This window comes from Bradyrhizobium sp. UFLA05-153, assembly GCF_054185185.1.
In genome coordinates this window covers 15,489-38,906 of sequence record NZ_JBBIAM010000009.1, presented here as the reverse complement: position 1 = coordinate 38,906, position 23,418 = coordinate 15,489, and the positions used below count along the sequence as shown (strand labels likewise).

Below are 23,418 nucleotides of genomic sequence, written 5' to 3'. Positions count from 1 at the left end.
GGGAGAGGAAATGATGATCAGGTATGCAGTCGTCGGCGCGGGCTGGATTTCGCAGCAAGCGTTCTTGCCGGGGGTCGGACAGTCCGCAAACTCAAAGGTTACCGCGATCGTGACCGGCGATCGGGACAAGGCCGCCCGGTTGGCGGATTTCCATGGTGTTGGCCAGATCGTCGACTACGACGGATACGATGCCCTTTTGAAAGGCTCTGACGTCGATGCGGTGTATATTGCTCTGCCCAACCATTTGCATGCGGACTACGCTATTCGCGCGGCTCGTTCCGGCAAGCACGTCCTGGTCGAGAAGCCATTGGCGACAAGCGAACAAGATGCTCTCGCCATGATCGCTGCTGCACGGGAAGCCGGCGTGTTTCTGATGACCGCGTATAGGCTCCACAACGAACCCGGAACTGTCGCGGTTCTCGAACACATCCGTAACGACGCGATCGGCAGGCCGCTTTTCTTTCAATCGGTTTTCAGTTTCCAGGCGGCGGCAGGGAACCACAGACTGAAAGCTACGAGTTGGGGTGGACCGCTCCAGGACATCGGTGTCTATTGCGTGAATGCGGCTCGTCATATCTTTGCTGAGGAGCCGATCGAGGCGATGGCCATGGCGCACCGACCGAACGATGACCCGCGTTTTGGCGAGGTGGAGGCGTCGGTCGCAGCCTTGCTGCGTTTCCCTTCGGGCGGTTTGGCGCAATTCGTCGCCAGCTTCGGGGCGGCTGCCGTCGACGCTTATCGGGTCGTCGGAACGGCGGGCGATCTCGAACTCGATCCCGGTTTCAGGTTCGAGACTGCAACAAGATTACGCCTGCGCCGCGACGGCGACGTCAGCGAAACCCAGTTTCCGCAAATCGACCATTTTGGCGCGCAGGTGGAATATTTTTCAGATTGCATCAAGGCTGGAACGCCGCCCGAGTCTGATGGCGAGGAGGGGTTGGCGGACTTGCGCACGCTGTTCGCAATTGAGACGGCTACCCTGACCGGACAACCGCAAATCATAACGTCTCGTCCACGAGCCCGCCATCCAACGCCCGACATGGTGCGAGTCACCCCCGTAACCGATCGACGACTGGTTTTCTGAGGCGCTACTTGCCTCGGCGCGTCATTGACCTCGATTCATTCTACTTACCGGTAACCGTTGGTATCCGCGGATTGACGTCGTTTTTCTGCAGTCTCGCGGCCAGCGCTACCGTCAAAGCCTGTGCAAGGCACATCGGAGCGGCGAGGGAACGCGAGAACGTGTACTCATGCTCTGGAACCGCGAACAGAACGCGAGCGCTCTTGGCCAGCGGCGACAGCGTGCTATCCGACATCGCAATGATGGGAACGCCATTGCGCCCGGCTTCCTCCACAACGTTGACAACCTCGTTTGCGTAGAAGCGGAACGACACCGCAACGAGTACGTCCTTCTTGCGGATCGTACGCGCGATGTGCGTAGCAAGTCCGCCGCCTGCGTCGAGCAACACGCAACGTTTGCCCAGCATGGTCAATATGTAGCGAAGGAATTCAACTACGGGCGCTGAACGTAGTTGCCCGATCAGAAAAACCGAGTCGGCTCTCTCAAGGAGGCTCACCGCTTCCGAGAGAGCTTTTGGAGAAATGTCCGCGAGCATGTCCTGAAGGGAGGCAATGTCACGGACGACCAGGTCGCGCAGGAAACCGACTTCGCTACGATCGGCGCGGGCGCCCAACTCGATTTCCAGAGCTTTAATGCGCGCCTCGAAACCCGGGGCTGCGGTTGACAAGCGCCGTTGAAACAACGCCTGAAGCTCTTTGAAACCTTCATAGCCAAGTGACTGGGCGAAGCGCACGAAGCTCGAAGCATGGATGCCGCAGCGATCGGCGATGGCATTTACCGACAGGACCGCGACATCATTCGGGTTCTGGGTCAGATAGACGGCTATCTTTTGGTAGGACTTGCTCATGCCATCGTAGCGATCGTGGATGACACGGATCAATTCCTCATAGTCTTCCGGTGTCTTCACGTCCTGCATTTAAGGTGCTCTCAACATTGGTTTCATCGTGTGCTGGTGGCACAGCAGAATCATTGACGGCGCCAGCGAACAATTATTGACACTTTCGCATATTCGCAATAACCCTTGCAAGCAATTCGAACACTCGTCGGCGGGAGGAAATGGTGGCGATCAAATTCGCCTTGCTCGGTTGCGGACGCATTGGCGTCTTGCACGCCCGGAATCTTGCCAAGGCGGACGGGGCGAGCCTGGAGACGGTATTCGATCCAAACACAACTGCCGCCGAAGCGGTCGCCCGAGCGCATGGTTGCGGGATATCGACAAGTGCGGAAGACTCGATTGGTAAGGCCGACGCAGTCCTGATTGCGACGTCGACGGCCATGCATGCCGATCTGATCGAGCTCGCGGCAAAGGCCGGCAAGGCGATTTTGTGCGAGAAGCCGATTGACCTCAGTCTCGATCGGGTGCGAGCATGCCGCAAGGCCATTGATGGCTGCAACGTACCAATCCAGATTGGCTTCAATCGCCGCTTCGACCCCGGGCACAGAGCTGCGCGCGACGCCTGTATCGCCGGCAAGATCGGAAAACTTGAGCAGGTCGTTATCACGTCGCGTGATCCCGGGATGCCACCCCGAGGTTACACCGCGGTCTCGGGTGGAATCTTCCGTGACATGACGATCCACGATTTTGACGTGGCGCGTTTCATGTTGAACGACGAGCCGACCGAGGTCTTCGCGACCGGTAGCGCACTTGTTGATCCCACCATTGGATCGGAGTTCGGTGACTTCGATTCCATAATGGTGATCATGCGTACCGCTGACGGAAAGCTGTGCCATATTAATAACTCTCGACGTGCAAGCTTCGGCTACGATCAGCGGATCGAGCTGTTTGGCAGCGAGGGGATGGTCATCTCGGACAACAAGAAGGCACACGAGCTGAAGTGTTACGGCGCGACCACGACTGAAGCGGCCGAACCCTACCTCAACTTCTTTATCGAGCGCTACGCCGAGGCCTACGAAGCCGAGATCGCCGCATTCATTGCCGCTATTCGTGATGGTCGGCCAACCCAGGCGACTTTCGACGACGGTTACCGCGCGCTCATGCTCGCGGAGGCTGCCGTCGAGTCGGCCAGAACCGGCAAGAAGGTCGAGGTCCGCGATATCGCATGACGTCGACTGGGACGTGCTTGCGGACGTCGAGCAGCAGTAGGGCAAGCCAGACAGCACTCCACCGACTCTTGGAGGACTTGCATGACATCGATGCGTGGAAAGATCGCGATCGTCACGGGCGGTACGCAGGGGCTCGGTGCCGCCATCGCCAAACTCTTCGCCGAGCGTGGTGCCAAAGGCATCGTAACGTGCGGTCGTGACGAGACGAAGGGGCGGGCAAGGGCCGATGCAATCGCCACAGCCACAGGCGCAGCAGTCGTGTTTGTGCGCGCTGACCTCACGAAGATCGAGGATTGCGCCAGAGTCGTGGCTGAGGCGGACAAGGCCTTCGGGCGCGTCGACGCGCTTGTGAACGCCGCCGGTGACACAAGCCGCGGCACTATCATCGATACAAGCCCCGAACTTTTTGACAAGATCTTCGCCGTCAATACGCGTGCGCCCTTTTTCTTGATGCAAAATACGATCAAGCTCATGCGCCGTGACAGAGTGCAGGGCACAATCGTCAATATCTCTTCAATGTCGGCGATGGGCGGCCAATCCTTCATTGTTGCTTATTGCGCATCGAAGGGCGCGCTCGACACGCTGACGCGCAATACGGCCCATGCGCTGCTGCGCAACCGCATCCGCGTGAATGGTCTCAATATTGGCTGGATGGCCTCGGAAGGCGAATTCAACACGCAGCAGGTCTACCATGGCCGGTCGGCGAACTGGCTCGAAGAAGTCGCCGCGCGGCAGCCCTTCGGCCGATTGCTCGATCCCATCGAGGTTGCGCGCGCTGTTGCATTCCTGTCCTGCGATGAGTCCGGAATGATGACGGGAGCCACGATCAACTTCGATCAAAGTATCTGGGGCGCCTACGATACGTCGCCGCACCCGGAAGCACCGCTCTGAGACGTTCGAGGCGAAGGGCTCCGTAAGGTTGCGGGCGCGGGTACGGCATCGCGCCGAGCAAGCCACACTCCCGATTTCCGCGCTTTCTGGTCGAGCCGCAATAATGTCCATTGCAAGGGCACCGCCCGCCACATGAAATAGACGTTGCGAGACTGCGTTTTGTGCAATATTAATTGCGCAGATCGGGGAGGTGAAGTGGCCGGATAGAGCTGCCACCGCACGATGGAGGGAACGTGTGGCTTTACTTGATGTGCGAAGCATCTCGAAGAGCTTTGGTGCCATTCGTGCACTGCACGACGTCAGCTTTTCGGTCGATCCAGGGGAGGTGGTCGGGCTGATGGGCGACAACGGCGCCGGCAAATCGACCATGGTGAAACTGATTGCCGGAAACTTCCCGCCGACCGAGGGCGCCATTGTCGTTGATGGCAAGGCATGCCATTTCCACAGGCCGATCGAAGCCCGGGCTGAGGGCATCGAAGTTGTCTATCAGGAACTCGCGCTGGCCGACAACCTTACGGCCACGGAGAACGTCTTCCTCGGGCGCGAAATCAAGAAAGGATTTGGGCCGTTCCGCATCCTCGACAAGCAGTCGATGATCAGGCGTGCCGGCGAGCTCTTCGCCGAGCTCAAATCGGAAACGCGGCCCCGGGATCTCGTGAAGAAGATGTCAGGGGGACAGCGGCAGGCTGTTGCGATTGCCCGAGCCCGATTGTCCAATGCCAAGCTAGTCCTGATGGACGAGCCGACCGCGGCCATTTCTGTGCGACAGGTCGCCGAGGTGCTCGAGCTCATCCGCCGGCTGAAATCTCGCGGAGTATCGGTGATGCTGATCAGCCACCGCATGCCCGACGTTTTTACCGTCTGCGATCGCATCATTGTGCTCCGGCGCGGCTCAAAAGTGGCCGACAAGGAAACTGCAGCGACCTCGCCGGAGCAGATCACCGGCCTGATTACGGGGGCGATCCGTGAAGCCTAGTTCCGCCAAAGCGATAGAAGAAACGCACGCCGCAATCAGTGACGTCGTCAGCATTCGCGAGCAGACGACCTTCCAGCGAATGATGACCAGTCAGGCATTCTGGGTCGCGGCCGCACTCCTGGCTCTGGTGATCTTCATGACCTGGCTGGAGCCGAGCTTCGGAACAGCCGACAACGTAACGAACATTACGCGCAACTTCGCTCCGCTTGCGATCATGAGCCTCGGCATGACCGTGGTCATCATCACGGGCGGCATCGATCTGTCCGTCGGCTCGGTGATGGGGCTCGTTGCCATTGTCACAGGGTTGCTGCTGACCGGGCATCATTCCTGGTACGTCGCCTTTGCAGCCGGGCTCTTGGCGGGATTGGCGTGCGGAGCCTTCAACGGCTTCTTCGTTGCCTATATTGGCATGCCGTCCTTCGTCGTGACGCTCGGCATGTTGTCGATCGCCCGCTCGCTTGCCGTCGTGCTCTCCGGCAACCAGATGCTGTATCAGTTTGGTCCGGACGCGCCCATCGTCAGGGCGATCGGCCAGGCGAAATGGCCGCTCCATGCGCCAGCCGGCTGGGCGCCACGCTGGTTTCCGGAGCTCTCCTCCCATTTCTGGGTGATGGTGATCCTTGCCCTCATCCTCGGCGCCATCTTCATCTTTACGGCGTGGGCGCGTCACCTCTATGCGATTGGCTCCAACGAGAACGCCGCGCGCCTGACCGGCGTGTCGGTCGACTGGATAAAATTCCAGGCGTACGTGTTTTCGTCATTCACGGCCTCGATCGCCTCGCTGCTGCTCCTCGGCTACAGCGGCTCGGCCATCAACGCGATGGGGACGGGCTACGAGCTTCGAGTCATCGCCGGCACCGTCATCGGCGGTGCCAACCTGATGGGCGGCTACGGAACCGCATTCGGTGCAGTGATAGGCTCGGCCTTCCTCGAGGTGATCCGCAACGCGCTTCTGATGGCCGGCATCGACTCGAACTGGCAGGGCGCCTTCGTTGGCATGTTCATCGTCATTGCCGTGCTTCTCGGCATGCAGACGAGCGGAACGTCGCTTGTTGCGACGATCCGCGAGTGGGTCGCGTGGAAGCGTAGTTAGGAATCCGATGGTAGTTCGGAGACTTGGAATCAACAAAGAGGGAGGAGAAACGTGCATAAACATCTATTGATGGCCGCCGTGGCGTTTTCAGCGCTCATGGGAGGACAGGCCTGCGCGCAGCAGAAGTTCACCTTTGCGCTCGTTCCCAAGAATATGAACAACCCGTTCTTCGATCAGGCGCGGGACGGCTGCAAGAAGGCGGAAGCCGAGTCCAAGGGCGCCTTCCAGTGCATGTATATCGGCCCCGGAGAGCATGGCGGCGGCGAGGAGCAGGTGCAGATCGTGCAGGACCTCGTGGCCAAGAAGGTGGACGGAATTGCCGTGGCACCGGCCAACGCGGCAGCGATGGCCGTTGCGCTGCAGGCCGCCAAGGGCGCCGGCATTCCCGTGTTGACCTGGGACTCCGACGTTCTCCCTGAGAATAAGGAGCTCCGTCTTGCCTATATTGGCACCCACAACTACGAGATTGGCGTCAACATCGCCAAGATCGTTCAGACCATCAAGCCGAAGGGCGGCACGATCTGTATCCAGTCCGGCGGCGCAGCTGCAGCAAACCACAACGAGCGCATGAAGGGTATCCGTGACACGCTTGCCGGCAAGGAGTCTGCCCAATCGCCCGGGGAACGGCTGACTGGACAGAATGGCTGGAAGGAGATCGACGGCTGCCCGCTCTACACCAACGACGATTTCCCTCTGTCGGTGCAACAATTCCAGGACATCATGGCAAAGAACCCGACTTTGGACGCATTCACGCCGACGGGCGGCTTCCCGCAATTCGTGCCGGACGCCAACCGCGCTGCGGTCGCGCCCTTCAAGGACAAGATCGCCAAGAAGGACCTGGCGTTGGTGGTTGCCGACACGCTGCCGGTTCAGATCGACCAGATGAAGGAGGGGCTGTCGCTCGGCCAGGTTGGGCAGCGTCCGTTCGAAATGGGCTACAAAACCATGTTCGCCTTGAAGGACGTCAAGGAAGGCAAGGCTCCGCCTAAAGATCCGACATTTACCGGCCTCGACGTCTGCACAATCAAGACCGTCGATACCTGTATCGCCAAGTAGTTCGTGTGTGACGGCAGCGGGCTAGAAAGCCTAGCCCGCTGACCTTCCACAACGATGCGGCCGCGAGCCGTTTGGGGGGCAGTCGTACCTGATCTTCTGCCCGCTTTTTGGCGAGCGCCGCAGGCAACGTCAGCATGTCACCTGCAGTCAAAGCCGTTCAGCAAATGGTTGGCAGTAGCCGCCGAACCTCTTCCAGCAATTCGGGAATCGCGCCGTCGTCCTTCGATAAAAACTTGAGCAGAGCATTCTGAAACAGCCCGTCGAACAGCGCGTAGAGCACACCGGCCGAGACCGCTGGGCGCTTGCCGCCTAGTTCCGCATAGCGCGAGGCGATCCGCCAGACCATGTTTTCGAGGCTCTTGTCGATTTCGACGACGTCCTTGCGGAAGGCGTCCTCGAACAGCGCCTGGGCGCGCAGATCGTACCAGAGGCGGTGCATGCGCGCCTCTTTGCGGAGGGTTTCGGCGAGTTTGGCGAGAAAGCCCTCCATCAGCTCCTCGCGGCTTTGCGCACTGGCGGTGACCTGATCGTAGCGGGTCACGCACTTGGCCTTGTAGTGGCTGACGCAGCAGCAGATCAGATCCGTCTTGTCACGGAAGTAGTAGTGAAAGACCCCATGCGTAAACGCTGAATTCTGTGCGATTTCACGCAAGGAGGTGCGGGCGTAGCCTAGCTCGCCAAGCGTCTCGAGCGCGGCTTCGGCGAGTTCGAGCCGGCGCGCATTGAATTTCTCTTCCTTGAGCGCCTCGGTCGCGTCCAAAACGCGCTTCCTTGCACTCGCCACCTGCTGCGCCATCGACGTCCATTCCTCGTCTTGCTCTGTCGCCCCGGGAAGCGAAGACGATTCGCGCCTCCTTCAGACGGGCCGACTCTAGCTGCACCAAGAATTTTGACAACCGTCAAGGAATTTCTTGACAATCGTCAAGGCAAGACTAAACAATTGTCAAAATCGGTTTTGACAGCTGTAAAAGAATGCCCAAGAGGGAAAAAGGGGGGAGAAGAAGCGCAAGCAGGCCGCCTCATTGATCATCTGCTGCGCCGGAACCGGCGCGGCAGAGAGAGCGTCGTCCAGAGCCTCGCGGCGATCCGCCGCCTTCAATCAAAACAAGCAACGGAGGAGACGTCATGAGTGGGAAGACACTTGCGGGCAAAAAAGCCCTGGTAACCGGAGGCGCGCGGGGTATCGGCGCCGCGATTGCGCAAGCCCTGGCGAATGCGGGTGCGGCAATCATGATCGCCGATATCCTTGAGGACGTCGGCAAGGACACTGCCGGGACGATCGCGAAATCGGACGTGAAGACCGGATTTGTGAAGCTGGACGTCACCGATGATCAGCAATGGGAAAGGGCGGTGGCGGCCACAGTTTCCACACTCGGCGGCTACGACATCCTCATCAACAATGCCGGGATCGAGATCACCTCGCTTATCATCGATGTGCGGGCCGAGGACCTGCGTCGCATGTGCGACGTGAACATCGTCGGGGTCGGGCTCGGCATGAAACACGCGTTCCGCGCGATGCGTCCCGGCGGCGCGGCCGGGGCAGGCGGGGCGATCGTCAACATTGCGTCCGTCGCAGCCACCATCGCGTTTCCGGCCATCGCAGGGTACTCGGGCACGAAGTCTGCGGTCGACCGCATGACGCGGGTTGCGGCCATGGAGGCCGGCAAGCTTGGCTACGGCGTGAGGGTCAACTGTCTCTATCCAGGGCTGGTGCCGACCGACATGGGCATGCAGCTTGCCGGCGACATCGTGAAGGTGGGGCTCGCTCCGGATCCCAATGCCGCCGTCGCCTCGGTCGTTGAGCAGACGCCGCTCGGCCGGCTCGGCGAGGTCGGCGACATTGCCGACGCGGCCGTGTTCCTCTGCTCCAATGAGGCCCGCTTCATCACGGGAGCCGGGCTGCCGGTCGACGGCGGCATGGGCATGTAGTGCCGCTCGTTTCGACCTGACCGACGTCGCCGGGGAGCAATCGCCTTTCGGAACGGAGACGCATGGCCAGGTCGCGGCCGGCTCAACTGCGATCCAAATCAAAACGCAAAATCATCTGGAGGATTCAACATGAGTGAAAAGCGCCCCGTCGTCGTCTATGGCGTGTCCGGTTATACCGGGCGGCTGGTCTGCGAATATCTGCGGGAGTACAACATTCCCTTCATCGCCGCGGGCCGCGATGCCGCGAAGGTCAAGGCCGTCGTCGAGAAGATCCCCGGCATCGAGACCGCCGACTACGAGGTCGTCGGGGTCGAGCACAGCGTCGAAGCGCTGACCAAGCTGTTCAGAGGCGCGAAAGTGGTGAGCAATATGGTCGGCCCATTCATCAAATACGGCAATGAAGTCGTCGAGGCCTGCCTCAACGCCGGCTGCCACTACAGCGATACGACCGGCGAACAGGACTGGGTGCTGAAGTGTCAGGAGACATGGGGCGATAAATTCGCGGCAAGAAACCTGTTGCTCGCACCGAACATCGCGCAGATGTATACGACCGGCGAAATCGCCGCCAACATCTGTCTCGAACACCCCGGCCTCGACACGCTTGACATCCTGGTGTTCTGGAAGGGCCTTCCGACCTACGCCTCGACCCAGACAATCTTCACGATCCTGAAGGCGAACTGGTACTATCTCGAACAAAACAAGTTCGTCGAATGGGACGTCACCGCTCGCGCCGACGTCGTGGTCCCGGGCCAGCACGAAACCGCCATTGCCGTGCCATGGGGCGGCACCGCGCATCCGGTCTGGTTCAAGAACGATCCGCGTGTCTCCAATTGCCGTGTGCTTGGCGGCGTTCTCGCGCGTCCCGTCATGGAGGGGGTGGTTCAGACCACTCAGATGGTGAAGGAGAAAATCAAACCGCTGCCGCCTGATCAGCAGGAGAAGGCTCTCGCCGACATCGCCGCGACCATTCAGGCGGCAATGCCGCCACGGGAGAATCCGCGCATCAACACCTCGATCGACTCGGTCTACGCCTCCGGGCCGCTTGGTCGCGCGCACTGTGTGATCCACGGCAACTGCAACTACAAGCAGACCGGAATGCTGCAGGCTTATGCCGCGTTCTCGCTGCTGCAGACCGCGCCGAAGAAGGTCGGCTTCGCGTCGGGTTGCCAGGCGTTCGGACATCGCGAATTGCTCGGCCAGCTGCGTAGCTTCGGCCTGGTGATGAACCCGATCCTGACCATCCACAATTGATGGTTTGGCCGGCGCGGCATGGTCCGCGCCGACCTCTCTTCGCGCGGAGGCGGCCATGCGGCTGATCGACTATCTCGACAAGGGTGCCTCGCTGGGTGCGGACGCGCCATGCCTGACCATGGACGGCCGCGACCTAAGCTACGCCGACGTGCAGCGGCTGAGCTACCGGATCGCTCGCAGCTTTGAGCGGTCCGGTATCGTCGCCGGCGACAAGGTCGCCGTCCTATCGGGCAACGATCCACTCGCGTTTGCTTGCGTGTTCGGCATTTCCCGCGCGGGTACGGTCTGGTGTCCGGTCAATCCGCGCAACGAGGCGGCGGAGAACCAGCTCATCCTCGATGACTTCGACTGCAGCCTGCTGCTGTTTCATTCCAGTTTCGCCGGGATGGTGGAGAAGATCCGCCCGAAGCTGCCGAAGCTGCGGGCGTTGGTGTGTCTTGACGTTGCATTGCCGTTCGCCGAATCGTTCGACGCCTGGCTGTCCGATGACATCGGCTATTTTCAGCGCGAACCGGTCGGCGACCTCGTCATGTTGCCCGGCACCGGCGGCACCACCGGGAAACCCAAGGGGGTGATGCTGTCGGATCGAAACATCGAGACGATGACCGCGCTGACGTTGATGAGCTACCCGTTCAAGGGGCGTCCGACCTACCTCGCGCTGGCGCCGCTGACGCATGCCGCGGGCGTGTTGTGCTTTCCCGTGATGGCGCTCGGCGGACGGATTGTCATCATGCATCACCCCGATATCGGCGAATTCCTCGCCCTGATCGAGAGTTATCGCGTCACTCACACGTTTTTGCCACCGACCGTGATCTACATGCTGCTCGATCATCCCCGGCTCGACAGCGCCGACCTCGGCTCGCTGCAGTGCTTCTGGTACGGCGCGGCGCCGATCTCGGCCTCACGGTTGGCGGAAGCGTTGCAGCGCATCGGGCCGATGGCGCAGTTGTTCGGGCAGACGGAAGCACCGATGATGATCTCGACCATGGCGCCGGACGAGCATTTCAATGCAGATGGTTCGATCGCCGTCGAGCGGCTGTCGTCTGCAGGCCGGGTAACCCCGCTCGTCCAGGTCGGCATCATGGATGGCGACGGCAATCTCCTGCCGAGCGGGCAGCGCGGCGAAATCGTGGTGCGGGGTTCGCTGGTGATGGCCGGATACTACAAGAATCCAGAGGCCACCGCAGAGGCCTCGGCCCATGGCTGGCATCATACTGGCGATGTCGGCTATCTCGATTCCGACAACTTCCTCTATATCGTCGATCGCGCTAAGGACATGATCATTACCGGCGGCTTCAATGTCTATTCCGTCGAGGTCGAAAACGCGCTGCGGGCGATCGAGACTATCCAGGACTGTGCCGTCGTGGGTCTACCCGACTCCAAGTGGGGCGAGCGGGTGGTTGCGGTGGTTCAGCCGCGACCGGGCCAAAGTGTCGATGCGGCTGCCGTTACCGCCTTCGTCAAGGCCCGCATTGGCAGCGTCAAGACGCCAAAGCAAATCGAGGTCTGGAACGACCTGCCACGCTCGAAGGTTGGCAAGGTGCTGAAGGCCGATGTCCGCGCCAAGCTGCTGCAAGGCTCGGGATGAGCTGCGCTCGCTCAAACCGTACCAATACCTGCGTGTAGACCTTCTCGTTTGGTACCACGAATCTCGTGGCGCGCAATTTTGCGCTTCCATTTGACTGTTTCTCCGGGATATATCGTCGCCGGAGAGCATCACAATGTTTCGAAGGCGGAAGAAAAGCTCGCGCGCGCATGATGCGCGGTTGGTGCAGCAACGAAACGACCGAGACGATAGTTCCGGCAAGGATATCCAGGCGCGCATTGCTCAATTGAGAAACGTGCCGCGGGAGAAGCTCGCCGATGCGGTCTTTATGCTCTCGATGGCGGCAAAACAGCAAAGTGGGCTGATACGACAATCGATCAATGAACGCGCGAAGTGCGACTTCGATTTCGATCCGCCACCCAGTGGAGATCTGGCCGCCTACCTCGCAGAGGACACGGTTTCCACCTTGCGACATCACGTAGCGGACGTGCCGAATCTCTTGGCTCTCCTTTCTGGGCGATCGCCTGCCGTTCACTTCACCGTCCATCAGGGAGACGCCGTTTCAATGCTTGCCGCGTTGATCCGGGAGCAGCGGCTGGAAGGCATTTTGGAAGGCCTCCGGCTTGCTGGCCTTCTGAACGAGTCCTCTAAAGATCGTCATGCAGGATTCAGTTCGTAACGTCGAACAAATCCGAGGGGCCTCTGCGCCCGACGAATGCTCGCTTTGCGCCTGTCGTGGGAGCATCCTCAGAGCCTGCCGTCGACATCAGTGCGCGACGGGCCGATCGGGGAAATGTGGGCAAGTGACGGAACTTGTGTATCGAGGCGGGCGTAAAGCAATCTGCGAGCACACGGGCTGGATCGATCGAAAAAATCATGGCCATGAGCTTAAGCTGATGGCGAGTCAACGACGGGATCAACGTGGGTCGTTCCAGTAAGGCGCGTGTCGCCAACCGTGCAAAGAAGCGAAAAAGTCCTGCGCCGCGGACTGCGATTTCTTCTTCGTCTCCGCTCGGCATGTTGGCTCTCCATCTGCTGGCGCAATGGAGGAAGTCTGGGCGCAAGGGTCTCGTCTTTCTCGCTGAGAACGAGAACAGGGCCGAGCGGCTGGGGGCTATTATTCATGCACTCGATCCCTCGTGCGACGTGCTTGTCTTTCCGCGTCTGAATACGCTGCCGTTCGATCAGTTGGAGCCATCGCACGAGATCGCAGGTCGACGCAGTTCGGTCTTGAGGCGCCTTGCGAAGCCCGAGAAGCCGATCCTGCTGGTGTCCACGGCAGAGGCCGTGATGGAGCGCCTGCCGACGCCGACGAGTTGGTCCCGCCTAATTGAGCGTCTAAAGGTGGGCACCAACTTCTCCGAACAGCACCTCAAGTCGCGATTTGAGGCACTCGGCTACGACCTCGATGACGAGGCGGACTACCCCGGCGGCGCGTTGTTTCATGGGAAGACATTCGAGATATTTCCCGCCGGGGCACTTAGTCCATTCCGGGTGGAGCATTCCGGCCATGTGATACGCCGGATTTCGGCGTTCAATCCGGTAGAGCAGGAGGTTCTGTTCGAAGCGAAGGAGCTCATCATCGATCCCATGTCGGAGCGCCTTGCGTATGGGAACAAGCGCAGCAAACGCTGCAATCTGTTCGACTATTGCGGGCAAGCCAAGTGGATTGCGGATGCTATGGTTCCAGGGCACGCCGACGGCTGGTTGAGCACGATCGAGGAGGCGGCCGGTCGCACGGACCGAGAGCGCGAATACCTTGGGCGGCGCGACTGGAAGGCAGCGACCAAGCGGATGCATGTGCTGCCCCAAAAGGCACCCTTCACTCCCACGCCGGAGTTTTCGAAGGTCGCTTCGCCAAGGAAAGTTCTTCGAACATTCGTCGACGAGACGCGACGCGCCGGTTCGCAGCTGATGTTTGTTGCTGCGCTGGATGAAGATCTGCGCACCCTGGAACGGATGAGCGGGGTCAAAGCCGAGCGCTTTTCTGACTGGAGCAAGGCGACGGCCGGCTGCAATCGCGCTGCGGCGCTATTGGCCGACTTCGATACTGGATTTGTCGAATCTGGCCGGAAACCTCTTGTCGTCGTGACGGCGTCGGACGTGCTCGGCAGCCGGGCCCATCATCCACAACCCATGGCCAGAGTCTGGAATGCTGCCTTCGACCACGCTGATGTGCCGGAGGTGGGCTCAGTGGTGGTCCATCTGCAGCGAGGACTGGCTTTGCTCGAGGGCTTGCAGACGGTAGCAACCGGGGGTGTATCGTCGCGCGAGATGATCAGGCTCGCATTCGCAGGAGATGATGCCGCTCTCGTTCCGCCGGCCGACCTGACCCTGATCTGGCCGTATGCGTCGGAACTCGGGGGGGTGACTCTGGACAGGGCCGACGGAAGTACATGGTGGGCGCGGCGCACCGAGGCGGAGCGCGAGCTTCAGCTTGCCGGCAAGCAGCTTGCGAAACACATCAGCCAGCGACGCCGCCGGCGAGCCGCGAAACTCGTACCGCCGGGTTCAATCTACGAGAGGTTCGTAGCGCGTTTTCCCTATTTCACGACGGTCGACCAGTCGAAAGCTATTCGGAACGTCCTGGATGATCTTGCCTCAGGTCACCCTATGGACCGAGTGATTTGCGGTGACGTCGGATTCGGCAAGACCGAGGTGGCTTTGCGAGCGGCGGCTGCCGTCGTGCTGTCCGGCAAGCAGGTGGCGATGGCTGTACCGACGACCGTCTTGGCAAGACAGCATGTCGCGACCTTCCGCAAGCGTTTTGCCCCGTTCGGTATCGAGGTCGGAAACCTGTCTCGAGGCGCGTCGACGTCCGAGGCAAGGGCGGCGAAGGAAGATCTCAAGAGCGGAAGACTGAAAATCGTGGTCGGAACGCAGGCTCTCGCCTCGAAGGATGTGAAGTTTGCCGACCTTGGCCTGGTTATTATCGACGAGGAACAGCATTTTGGCGCAGCAGAGAAGGCGAAGCTTTCAGCGCTGACCAAGGGCATCCATACCCTTTGGATGAGCGCCACGCCGATACCGCGGACGCTCGCGGCGGGTTTGGCTGGCTTCAGAGATCTCAGCGTTATTGCCTCTCCGCCTGTTCATCGGCTTCCGGTCGTCACGAAGATCGCTCCGCTTTCCGACGCTGCAATTGTCGCGGCGCTATTGCGCGAACAGAGGCGCCATGGGCAAAGCTTCCTGATCTGTCCGCGTATCCAGGATCTTGATCCGATGCTGGCGCGAGTACATTCGATGGCTCCCGATCTCCGCATAGTCTGCCTTCATGGCAAGTTGTCCGCCGACCAGATGGACGACCGTATGATGAGCTTCGTCGAGGGCGCCGCTGACGTTTTGCTGGCGACCAACATTGTCGAAAGCGGTCTCGATATCCCGCGGGCCAACACGATTGTGGTCTGCTGGCCTGAGAGGTTCGGTCTCGCGCAACTCCATCAGCTCAGAGGAAGGGTTGGGCGCAGCGGGATACGTGCGTTTGCGCATTTGCTGACAGATTCAGACGCGGAGCGATCCGAGAAGCGGCTGGCCGTTCTCGAGGAATTCAGCAGACCTGGGGCGGGCTTTGCAATCAGCGCCCGCGATCTCGACCTGAGAGGGGCGGGAGACCTGCTTTCGGAGCGGCAGTCGGGCCATTTGCAGGTGTTCGGACCGGTGCTCTACAGCCACCTTCTCAAATTAGCCTCGGAGAAAGCCGACGATAGAGCTGCCGATCTGTGGGTACCTGACCTAAATCTTCCAGTCGTCGACATGTTGCCGCCAGGCTACATACAATCGGAGGCGGTTCGTCTGGAAATCTACGCTCGTGCGGCCAGGTGCCGAAGTGCCGACGAACTAGATGATCTGGAGGAGGAAACCCTGCTTCGTTTCGGCAAACTGCCGCCGGCAGCCCGCGATTTCTTTGCCGCTGCAAAGCTCAGGATCGACTGCAGGCGACGGGGTATCGTAAGGCTGGACGTCGGAGTGGAGGCGGTAGCTGCGACGTTCCTGCCGGGACGACTGCGGAAGTCCAGGGCGAGATCGCTGCAGCGCGACGGCGATCGGGTTGTCTATACCAGCAAGGATCGCGAGGGGGCGTTGAGAAAGGTCGAAGAGTTTCTCGACGCTCTGGATGACTGATCGCGGCGTCGGGCCGGCCGCCGCAACGCATGTACGAACTGCGAGCCTCTTGCCAAGATCATTCCTACGCGTTGCCCTGGGGAGTTTTGTGAGGGCGCACAAGATTGTCCGACCACGTCTCGGCAATGTGGGGAAGGTCTAGGTCGCGCTTCCGATCGAGCAGAAGTTCGAGGACGCGCGGCGGCGTCAATGGCAGCTCTTGGACGCGCTTTCCTGTGGCGTTTGCAACAGCGCATGCGACGGCCGCTCCGACATTGAGAATTGGTACCTCGCCGGCACCTTTGGTCCCGAGCGGTCCCATCGAGGGCGCGCCCTCGTAAAGACTGATCTCGACGGGCACGACATCGAGCGCCAGTGGCACGCGGTAGGTTTCGAAGCCGGTTTGGCAGACCCGACCATTGCTGCCGATGGTTGCTTCTTCATGCAAGGCATAGCCCAGCCCTTGCACGACGCCGCCCTGAATCTGTCCGTGGATCGCACGCGGGTTCAGTGCGCGGCCGACGTCCTGAACCACACGATAGTTCAGTACTTCGACATGCCCGGTCTCCGGATCGACCGCGACCTCGCAGTCGTGGACGGCGAAGACGGGGATGTCGATCGCGTCGATGAAATGGCCGGCGACGCATCCGGGCATCGCCGGCACGCCGGCGCCCGTGAAAGCACCCGTGCCGGAGATCGGGCCGCCGAGCGCCTGGGCCCGCGTCGCAACCTCGGTCACGGTGCGGCCCGAGCCGGGCGCGCCGGCGATCTCGATCCGACCCTCGCGCATCACAAGGTCTTCGGGAGCGGCCTCGATCATGTCGGAGGCGACCTTCAATAGCTTCGTGCGCACCTCCTGTGCCGCCGACAGGCTCGCTGCGCCGAGCGAGACGGTCGTGCGGCCGCCGCCGACGCCAACATCATAGCCGGCAGCATCCGTATCGGCGGCGCGCACGATGACGCTCTCTGGCGCAATGCCGAGCGTGCTCGCGACGATCTGGGGCAAAGCCTGCATCATCGAGCCGGATCCGATCTCGACACCGGATGTCACCAACGTCGCCGTGCCATCGGCATTCATGTTCACGGTCGCAGCCGACGGACCCACAAAGACGAACCAGGTGCCAACCGTGGTCGCACGACCATAGAGCCGCCCGTCGGAACGACCGGGTGGCATCGTGGCCGCGTCGCGCAGCGTGTCCATCCGGTCGAGCATCGGACCGAGCACGTCCGCTTGGAACACTTGGCCTGTAGCGCCAAGATCCTTGTCGCCGAGCACGTTGCGGCGGCGGAAGAGAAGCGGATCCATGCCGATCCTGGCCGCGATCTCGTCGGTATGCCGCTCGAGCGCAAAGGTGTTGTAGACGCCGTTGCAGCAGCGGAAGGCGCCGTTCGGCGTGGTGTTGGTGTAGACCGCGCGTGAGACCAGCCGCACACTGCCCAGCCTGTAATTTCCGCCGAGCGTGTGCGCGGTCATGGTAGTCAGGAAGATCTGCTCGCCGCCATAGGCGCCGCAATCCATCAGCACGACCGCTTCGCGGCCGACGATCTCGCCCTCGCGCGTAACTGCCGAGCGAATCCGGATATCGGCATTCTCGCGGAACAGGCAGGTCAGCATTTCCTCCTCGCGCGAATTGACAAGCCGGACCGGTCGGCCACTGGCGCGGGCGAGGAGGGCGGCGAAGGGTTCGACCCCCAGATCAAACTTCAGGCCGAAGCCACCGCCGACCGGCGGCACCGTGACGCGAACTTGCGATGCCGGCACGCCCAGAAGGCGCGCGGTGGCGTTGCGGATGCCCCAAGGGGCCTGCGTCGATGTCTCAATATGGAAGCGCCCGTCCTCGTAGCTCGCGACTACCGCGCGCGGTTCGAGCGCGACGTGGTTCTGGCGGCCGACCCGGAACGAGCTTTCGACGATTTCGACGTCCGGCCGGGCAAAGGCGGCATCGACATCGCCGCGGACGACGGTTGCCTCCCAGGCGACGTTGCCTTCGCGCGCACCGCCTTCAAACAGGACCTCATAGTCGCGCCAGTTGGGATGGACCAGCGGCGCATCAGGCGCCAGCGCGTCAGCCATCGTGAGCGCAGCGGGCAGGGGCTCGATCTCCACCTCGATCGCCGCGAGCGCCGCTTGCGCCTGCGCCAATGTGGTGGCCGCAATCGCAGCCAGCGGTTCGCCATCATAGTGAATGAGATCGCGCGCGAAGAGCGGATGATCGGCGATGCCGATCCCCATCATACCGGGTGCGTCTGCGTCCGTCACGATCGCACGCACGCCTGGCATGCGGGCGGCTCTGGAGGTATCGAGGCGGACGATCCGGCCCGACGGCACGCTGGCGCGCAGCACCGCGGCGTGCAGCATGCCCGGTAGATAACGATCGGCGGTGTAGCGGGTGCGCCCGCGGAGCTTGTCGGCAGCGTCGCGCCGGCGGAGATCCATGGTCGCGGAAACATCGGACATGTCAGCGTCTCCCGATTATTTCGTGGCCAATGCGAGCAGCGTCGCATCGATGATGCGCTCGTAGCCGGTGCAGCGACAGATGTTCCCGGTCAGCGCCGCACGAATGTCCTCGCGCGTGGCGTCGGGTCTGGTCGTCAGGAGATGCGTCAGACTGACCACCATGCCGGGAAAGCACATGCCGCACTGAACGGCATCGCTGGCGTCGAGCGCGGCCTGGATGCGATTCAACTGGCCGTGTGTCGCAAGGCCCTCGACCGTCTGGATCTCGCAGCCATCGGCGAGCGCGGCCGGCGTCAGGCAGGAGGGCGTCGGCTTGCCGTCGATGAGCACCATGCAGGCGCCGCAAAAGCCCTCGCGGCAGACCGGTTTTGCGCCGGTCAGATGAAGTTCTTCACGTAGGATATCGACGAGCGGGGTGGCAGGATCGGCGGTGGAGGCGAGCCGGTCGCCGTTGACGGTCAGGCTGAGAGCCATATGCATCCCCGATGGTTTAGGCGCCAAGCGCGGTAGCCGCCGCGCGGCGAACTAGGCCCGGCAACACGCTGACGCGATACCAGGCTGGCGCGTCAATGCCGTCGCGGCCGACGAACTCGTCCGCCAGTTCAGCGGCGGTCCGCGCCGCTTCCTCGGCGTCGAGCGAACGTCCAATCAGGGCGGTCTCGAGCCGCTCCCATCGCCGCGCGACCGGTTCGACAGAACCGACCGCAATCCGTGCAGCCTGCACCTGACCTGCCGCATCGACGCTGACCGAGAGGCTGACGATGGCGACCGGATAATCCCCGGCTTTGCGCAATGGAAGGCGGGCGTGAGCAGTCTTGCGCTCGCTGCGCGGCACGACGACCTGCGTGACGAGTCGGTCGGGCGCCAAGGTCGATCGGATCTTGAGGAAGTGCTCCAGCTTCATCCGTTCGCGACCGTCCCGGCCTGCGACCTCGATCTCGGCTTCGAGGCAGAGCAAGGCCGGTACGCAATCGGCCGCGGCGAAGCCTGGCGTTGCAAGATTGCCGCCGATCGTCGCCATCGCGCGGACCGCCGGGTTCGCGGAGCGGCCGGCGGCGGCCGCAAGGACATCGAATTCGGGGAGATCGGCCAAAGCGGCAGCGAGTGCCGCGTGCGTCACCGCGGCGCCGATCTCGACCACATCGGTCCCGATCCGGACGGCTCCGAGTTCGGCGATCCTGCCTATCGCGACATAGCGTGCTCGCAACGGTTCGTGCCGGATCGGTGATCGCATGATCCACGTGCCACCGGCGAAGACGGCGCCGGCTGCGCCGCATTCGCTGAGCGCATCGAGAGCACTCGCGAGCGAAGGCGCGACATAGATTGACGACGCCGCATTATGCGCCTCGGCAGGGGTGCTTTGCACGGAAGAGCCGGTGATCATTGGCCACGCTCCAGTCGCAGGCGATCGAGCAGCACGCCGACAATGACGATCGCGCCCAGCACGACCATCTGGACGTATCCGTCGATGCGGGTGAGGTTCATGCCGTTGGACAGGATCGTGATGAACAGCGCGCCGAGCACGGCAGTGCCGACCCCGCCGCGGCCGCCTGCCAGGCTCGTTCCGCCGACCACGGCACCGGCGATCGCTTGCAGCGATAACGCACCGCCGAGGTTCGGCTCGCCCGATCCGGTCCGCGCCGTCATCATGATCGCGCCGAGCGCGGCAAGGCCCGAGCACAACACGTAGGTCGCAACGAGGATGCGTTTCACCGGCAGGCCGGCGACCGCGGCCGCGCGTGGATTGGTGCCGATGATATAGAGCGATCGCCCGAACACGGTGCACGACAGGATCAGGTGGAGCGCGATTCCGATGACGACGGTGATGACGATGGCCGCTGGTACGCCGAAGACGCTGCCGCCATAGAAAATTTGCGAGAATAGCTTCGGCACACCTTGCACGGGCCGGCCGGAGGAGAGCGTGGTCGCAATTCCGATCGCGATGTTGTAGCTGCCGAGCGTCGCGACGAAGGGATTGACGCCGAGCAGCGCGATGACCACGCCGTTGAAGAGACCGCAGGCGATGCCGAGGCCGAAGCCGGCGCAGAGCCCGGCGAACAGCACCACGCTGGTGTCGTGACCCGTCGCCGTGGCACCGGCCATGGCGAGCGCGGTGCCCACGCTGACCATCGACACCGTTGGGCCCAGCGCAAGGTCGAAGCCGCGCGTCAGGATGACCACGGTCTGGGCCATCGCGAACAGAGCCAGGTAGCTGGTCTGCTGGGCAATATTGAGCAGGTTGGCCGGCGAGAGCACGCCATGGTCGAACGCGGCGAAGCCGAGCAGCAGCGCCACCAGCGCAGCCGGCAGCACCGCATTCCAGACCCAGCGGCCCGACAGCGGCTTGGCACGATCCGTGTCCTTGGCCATGACGGACAATTCGAGGTCAGACACGGGCTTTCCTCCGTCGGCTGAGTTCGTCGAGCGCCACCGCCGCCACCATGATCACGCCGAGGAAGACCGGCTGAAGCCGGGAGTCGACGTGCAGCAGGTTGAGCGCATTGCCGAGAATGGTCAGGAACAGCGCGCTGATGGCGACGATCTCGACCCGCCCGACGCCACCACGCAAGCTGACCCCGCCGATGACGGCAGCCGCAATCGATTGCAGCATCATCCGGTCGCCGCCGAAGCTTGCCTGGCCGGAGCCGACCTGCGCGGTGAGCAGGATACCGGCCAGCGCTGCAAGCACACTCGATAGGACATAAGTGCCCACGATGTGGCGCTGGATCGACACGCCCGACACCACGGCCGCATCGACGTTTCCGCCGATCGCGTAGACGTAGCGGCCGAACAGCGTGCGTCGCTGCGCGAATACCATTACGAGGATCACGATCAGCGCGACATGAACGGCGGTCGGCAGGCCGAACGCTTGCGCGCGCCCAAAGCCCTTCACGAAGATGTCGGGCATGCCATAAACGGGGATGCCATTCGTGATCATGAGGCCGACGCCTGCGGTTGCCGACATCGTGCCCAAGGTCACCACGAAGCCGGAGACCTTGAGTTTTGCCACGCAGAACCCGTTGACGAGCCCGACCGCGATCCCGCAGCCGAGCCCGGCCGCGACGCCGCTTGCAATGATGAGGGCGGTGTTGCCGGGAAACGCGGTAGCGGTGGTGGCCATCGTCTTGGCGGTCACGACGCTCGCGAGTGCGACGACTGCGCCGACCGAAAGATCGAAGCCGCCAGCGACGATGACCAGCGCCTGGCCGCAGGCAACGATCGCCAGCAGGGAGGCGTTACGCAGGATGTTGAGGATGTTGATGATGCCGTAGAACTGGGGATCGGTCGCGGACATGGCGGCGACGAGCAGCAGCAGAAGTGCCGGCAGAAACCCGATTCGGCCGGCGATCGATCGGAGGCCGATCGAGCTCTGCGGCCCTGCGGTGACCAGCGCCGTGCTCATGCAACCTCCGCCGTGAGATGATCCCGGAAGAAGCTCGAAAGCACGTTCTGCTCGGTCTTCTCGTCACCGGTCAATTCCGCGGCGATGCGGCCGTGATGCATGACATAGAGCCGGTTCGACAGCGCCAGCACCTCCGGCAATTCCGAGGACACCACGATCACCGCGGCGCCTGCCTCGACCAGGCGCTTCATGAACTCGTAGACTTCGAGCTTGGCGCCGACGTCGATGCCGACGCTCGGCTCGTCGAACAGGAACACGGTGAGCTCGCGCGTTAGCGCGCGGCCGAGCATCACCTTCTGGCGGTTGCCGCCGGACAACGCGCCGGCGGTGCGCTCGATATTGGGTGGCCTGAGCTGCAACTGCGCCATGATTCCGCCGATCCTGGCGCGCTCCGCGGCCTGCCTCAGTAGGCCGAAGCGGGCGAAGGCGGGCAGGTCGAGCACCGTCATCGAGGCGTTCTCACGGATCGGCCGGGACAGTGCGAGCCCTTCAGCGATGCGGTTGGCGGGGAAATAGGCGATGCCGCGCTTCAGGCTGCGTCGCGCGGCAGGGAATTCATAAGGCGCACCGTCGATCCGGATCACGCCGGACGTCGCCGGCTCGATGCCATAGATGGCCCGGATCAGCTCCGACTTGCCGCAGCCGACAAGGCCGGCGATGCCCGTGATCTCGCCGGCCCGGGCATAGAGGTTCACATCGCGAACGCTGCCGTCGGCGAGCGTCAGGTTTTCGACGTCGACCATCACCTTGTCCGGCTTGTGCGCGATGGTCGGAAACAGCAGATCGATCTTGCGGCCGGTCATCAGCTCCACCAGCTCTCCGTCGGTCGATGTCGCAGCATCGAGGGTGCGGATGTGGCGGCCGTCGCGGAGCACCGTCACGCGGTCGGCCAGCGCGCGGATCTCGCGCATGCGGTGCGACACGTAGATCAGCCCGACATTCTGGCTCTTGAGCCGGGCGATCAGCTCGAACAGCCGCCCGGTCTCGCGCTCCGTGAGCGAAGCGGTCGGCTCGTCGAGGATCAAAAGGCGCACGCGGCCGAGCAGGGCCTTGGCAATCTCCGCCATCTGCTGGTGCGCGCGCGACAGATCGTCAACCCGCAGCGCAGGATTGAGATCGAAACCGAGCTCGTCGATCAGCGCGGTTGCGCGCTTGCGCATCTCTCGGGCCCGCAACACGCCGCCTTGCGAGACTTCGCGGCCGAGGAACAGGTTCTCTTCGACGGTGAGACTCGGAACGAGGGAGAATTCCTGGAACACCGGGCTGATGCCGATCGCGCGCGCCCGTTGTGGCGTGAGATGACGGATCTCTTCACTCTCGAAATGGAAAGTGCCTTCGTCGGGCGGAAATGTGCCCGACACCACGTTGATCAGGGTCGATTTGCCGGCGCCGTTCTCGCCGAACAGGACGTGCAGCTCGCCGGCACGGACGTCGAGATCGACCCGATCGAGCGCACGGACGCCCGTGAAATGCTTCGAGATGCCTCGCAGTCGAAGCAGAGGTTCGGCCGGCTTCGGGTCGTCGTCGACATCCATCTGCTGCTCCGCAGGCCGTTGGGACGAGAGGCGG

20 protein-coding genes are annotated in these 23,418 nt (G+C 62.3%); 12 read left to right on the top strand and 8 right to left on the bottom strand.

Annotated elements, in window-relative coordinates; genetic code table 11:
• Positions 1 to 10: 10 nt before the first annotated feature.
• Positions 11 to 1,084 (top strand): Gfo/Idh/MocA family protein, encoded by a 1,074-nt coding sequence (locus tag Q2941_RS08055; protein ID WP_458192121.1) that lies wholly within the window; start codon positions 11 to 13, stop codon positions 1,082 to 1,084.
• Positions 1,085 to 1,124: 40 nt separating this feature from the next.
• On the opposite strand, the gene Q2941_RS08050 is transcribed toward Q2941_RS08055, so the two are convergent.
• A complete protein-coding gene (locus tag Q2941_RS08050) occupies positions 1,125 to 1,997 on the bottom strand; it encodes a MurR/RpiR family transcriptional regulator (protein ID WP_027524183.1) in 873 nt (290 codons plus the stop codon).
• A 140-nt stretch (positions 1,998 to 2,137) separates the two neighbouring features.
• Between Q2941_RS08050 and iolG the strand changes: the two genes are divergently transcribed.
• From iolG to Q2941_RS08025, 5 genes are all read left to right on the top strand, one after another.
• On the top strand, positions 2,138 to 3,145 hold the full coding sequence (gene iolG / locus Q2941_RS08045; RefSeq protein WP_027524184.1) for an inositol 2-dehydrogenase: 1,008 nt from the start codon (positions 2,138 to 2,140) through the stop codon (positions 3,143 to 3,145).
• A gap of 81 nt (positions 3,146 to 3,226) precedes the next feature.
• Positions 3,227 to 4,036: an SDR family oxidoreductase gene (locus tag Q2941_RS08040; protein ID WP_458192120.1), complete on the top strand. Its 810-nt coding sequence runs from the start codon at positions 3,227 to 3,229 to the stop codon at positions 4,034 to 4,036.
• Between the two features lie 235 nt (positions 4,037 to 4,271).
• Entirely contained in the window at positions 4,272 to 5,012 is a 741-nt protein-coding gene (locus Q2941_RS08035) for an ATP-binding cassette domain-containing protein (protein WP_027524186.1), read from the top strand.
• Positions 5,002 to 6,105, top strand: coding sequence for an ABC transporter permease (locus Q2941_RS08030; RefSeq protein ID WP_084801496.1), 1,104 nt, complete (start codon positions 5,002 to 5,004; stop codon positions 6,103 to 6,105). The genes Q2941_RS08035 and Q2941_RS08030 overlap by 11 nt, the downstream gene beginning before the upstream one ends.
• A gap of 51 nt (positions 6,106 to 6,156) precedes the next feature.
• Positions 6,157 to 7,161, top strand: a complete 1,005-nt coding sequence (locus Q2941_RS08025; protein WP_027524187.1) for a substrate-binding domain-containing protein — start codon at positions 6,157 to 6,159, stop codon at positions 7,159 to 7,161.
• 157 nt (positions 7,162 to 7,318) lie between these two features.
• On the opposite strand, the gene Q2941_RS08020 is transcribed toward Q2941_RS08025, so the two are convergent.
• Positions 7,319 to 7,957 carry a TetR/AcrR family transcriptional regulator gene (locus Q2941_RS08020; protein ID WP_027524188.1) on the bottom strand — a complete coding sequence of 213 codons (639 nt, stop codon included), beginning with the start codon at positions 7,955 to 7,957 and terminating at the stop codon, positions 7,319 to 7,321.
• Positions 7,958 to 8,050: 93 nt separating this feature from the next.
• On the opposite strand from Q2941_RS08020, the gene Q2941_RS08015 reads away from it, so the two are divergent.
• The 6 genes from Q2941_RS08015 (at position 8,051) to Q2941_RS07990 (ending at position 16,009) form a co-directional block, all read left to right on the top strand.
• Complete coding sequence (locus Q2941_RS08015; protein WP_458192118.1) at positions 8,051 to 8,290, top strand: hypothetical protein; 240 nt, start codon at positions 8,051 to 8,053, stop codon at positions 8,288 to 8,290.
• A complete protein-coding gene (locus Q2941_RS08010) occupies positions 8,287 to 9,090 on the top strand; it encodes an SDR family NAD(P)-dependent oxidoreductase (RefSeq protein ID WP_027524189.1) in 804 nt (267 codons plus the stop codon). The genes Q2941_RS08015 and Q2941_RS08010 overlap by 4 nt, the downstream gene beginning before the upstream one ends.
• 129 nt (positions 9,091 to 9,219) lie before the next feature.
• On the top strand, positions 9,220 to 10,341 hold the full coding sequence (locus Q2941_RS08005) for a DUF5938 domain-containing protein (protein WP_458192117.1): 1,122 nt from the start codon (positions 9,220 to 9,222) through the stop codon (positions 10,339 to 10,341).
• Positions 10,342 to 10,396: 55 nt separating this feature from the next.
• Complete coding sequence (locus tag Q2941_RS08000) at positions 10,397 to 11,929, top strand: AMP-binding protein (RefSeq protein ID WP_458192116.1); 1,533 nt, start codon at positions 10,397 to 10,399, stop codon at positions 11,927 to 11,929.
• 133 nt (positions 11,930 to 12,062) lie between these two features.
• On the top strand, positions 12,063 to 12,566 hold the full coding sequence (locus tag Q2941_RS07995; protein WP_027524192.1) for a hypothetical protein: 504 nt from the start codon (positions 12,063 to 12,065) through the stop codon (positions 12,564 to 12,566).
• Positions 12,567 to 12,904: 338 nt separating this feature from the next.
• Positions 12,905 to 16,009 (top strand): DEAD/DEAH box helicase, encoded by a 3,105-nt coding sequence (locus Q2941_RS07990; RefSeq protein ID WP_458192173.1) that lies wholly within the window; start codon positions 12,905 to 12,907, stop codon positions 16,007 to 16,009.
• A gap of 64 nt (positions 16,010 to 16,073) precedes the next feature.
• On the opposite strand, the gene Q2941_RS07985 is transcribed toward Q2941_RS07990, so the two are convergent.
• Genes Q2941_RS07985 through Q2941_RS07960 form a run of 6 tightly spaced genes read right to left on the bottom strand, consistent with a single transcriptional unit; the run spans position 16,074 to position 23,384 of the window.
• The gene (locus Q2941_RS07985; RefSeq protein ID WP_027524194.1) at positions 16,074 to 18,446 is read right to left on the bottom strand and encodes a xanthine dehydrogenase family protein molybdopterin-binding subunit; all 2,373 of its coding nucleotides are present in this window, start codon (positions 18,444 to 18,446) and stop codon (positions 16,074 to 16,076) included.
• A 15-nt stretch (positions 18,447 to 18,461) separates the two neighbouring features.
• The gene (locus Q2941_RS07980) at positions 18,462 to 18,920 is read right to left on the bottom strand and encodes a (2Fe-2S)-binding protein (protein WP_035662919.1); all 459 of its coding nucleotides are present in this window, start codon (positions 18,918 to 18,920) and stop codon (positions 18,462 to 18,464) included.
• Positions 18,921 to 18,936: 16 nt separating this feature from the next.
• Positions 18,937 to 19,830, bottom strand: a complete 894-nt coding sequence (locus Q2941_RS07975; protein ID WP_458192115.1) for an FAD binding domain-containing protein — start codon at positions 19,828 to 19,830, stop codon at positions 18,937 to 18,939.
• Positions 19,827 to 20,840 (bottom strand): ABC transporter permease, encoded by a 1,014-nt coding sequence (locus Q2941_RS07970; protein WP_458192114.1) that lies wholly within the window; start codon positions 20,838 to 20,840, stop codon positions 19,827 to 19,829. Before Q2941_RS07970 ends, Q2941_RS07975 begins: the two co-directional genes overlap by 4 nt.
• Positions 20,833 to 21,849: an ABC transporter permease gene (locus Q2941_RS07965; RefSeq protein ID WP_458192113.1), complete on the bottom strand. Its 1,017-nt coding sequence runs from the start codon at positions 21,847 to 21,849 to the stop codon at positions 20,833 to 20,835. The genes Q2941_RS07970 and Q2941_RS07965 overlap by 8 nt, the downstream gene beginning before the upstream one ends.
• A complete protein-coding gene (locus Q2941_RS07960) occupies positions 21,846 to 23,384 on the bottom strand; it encodes a sugar ABC transporter ATP-binding protein (protein WP_254112016.1) in 1,539 nt (512 codons plus the stop codon). The genes Q2941_RS07965 and Q2941_RS07960 overlap by 4 nt, the downstream gene beginning before the upstream one ends.
• Between the last annotated feature and the right edge of the window lie 34 nt (positions 23,385 to 23,418).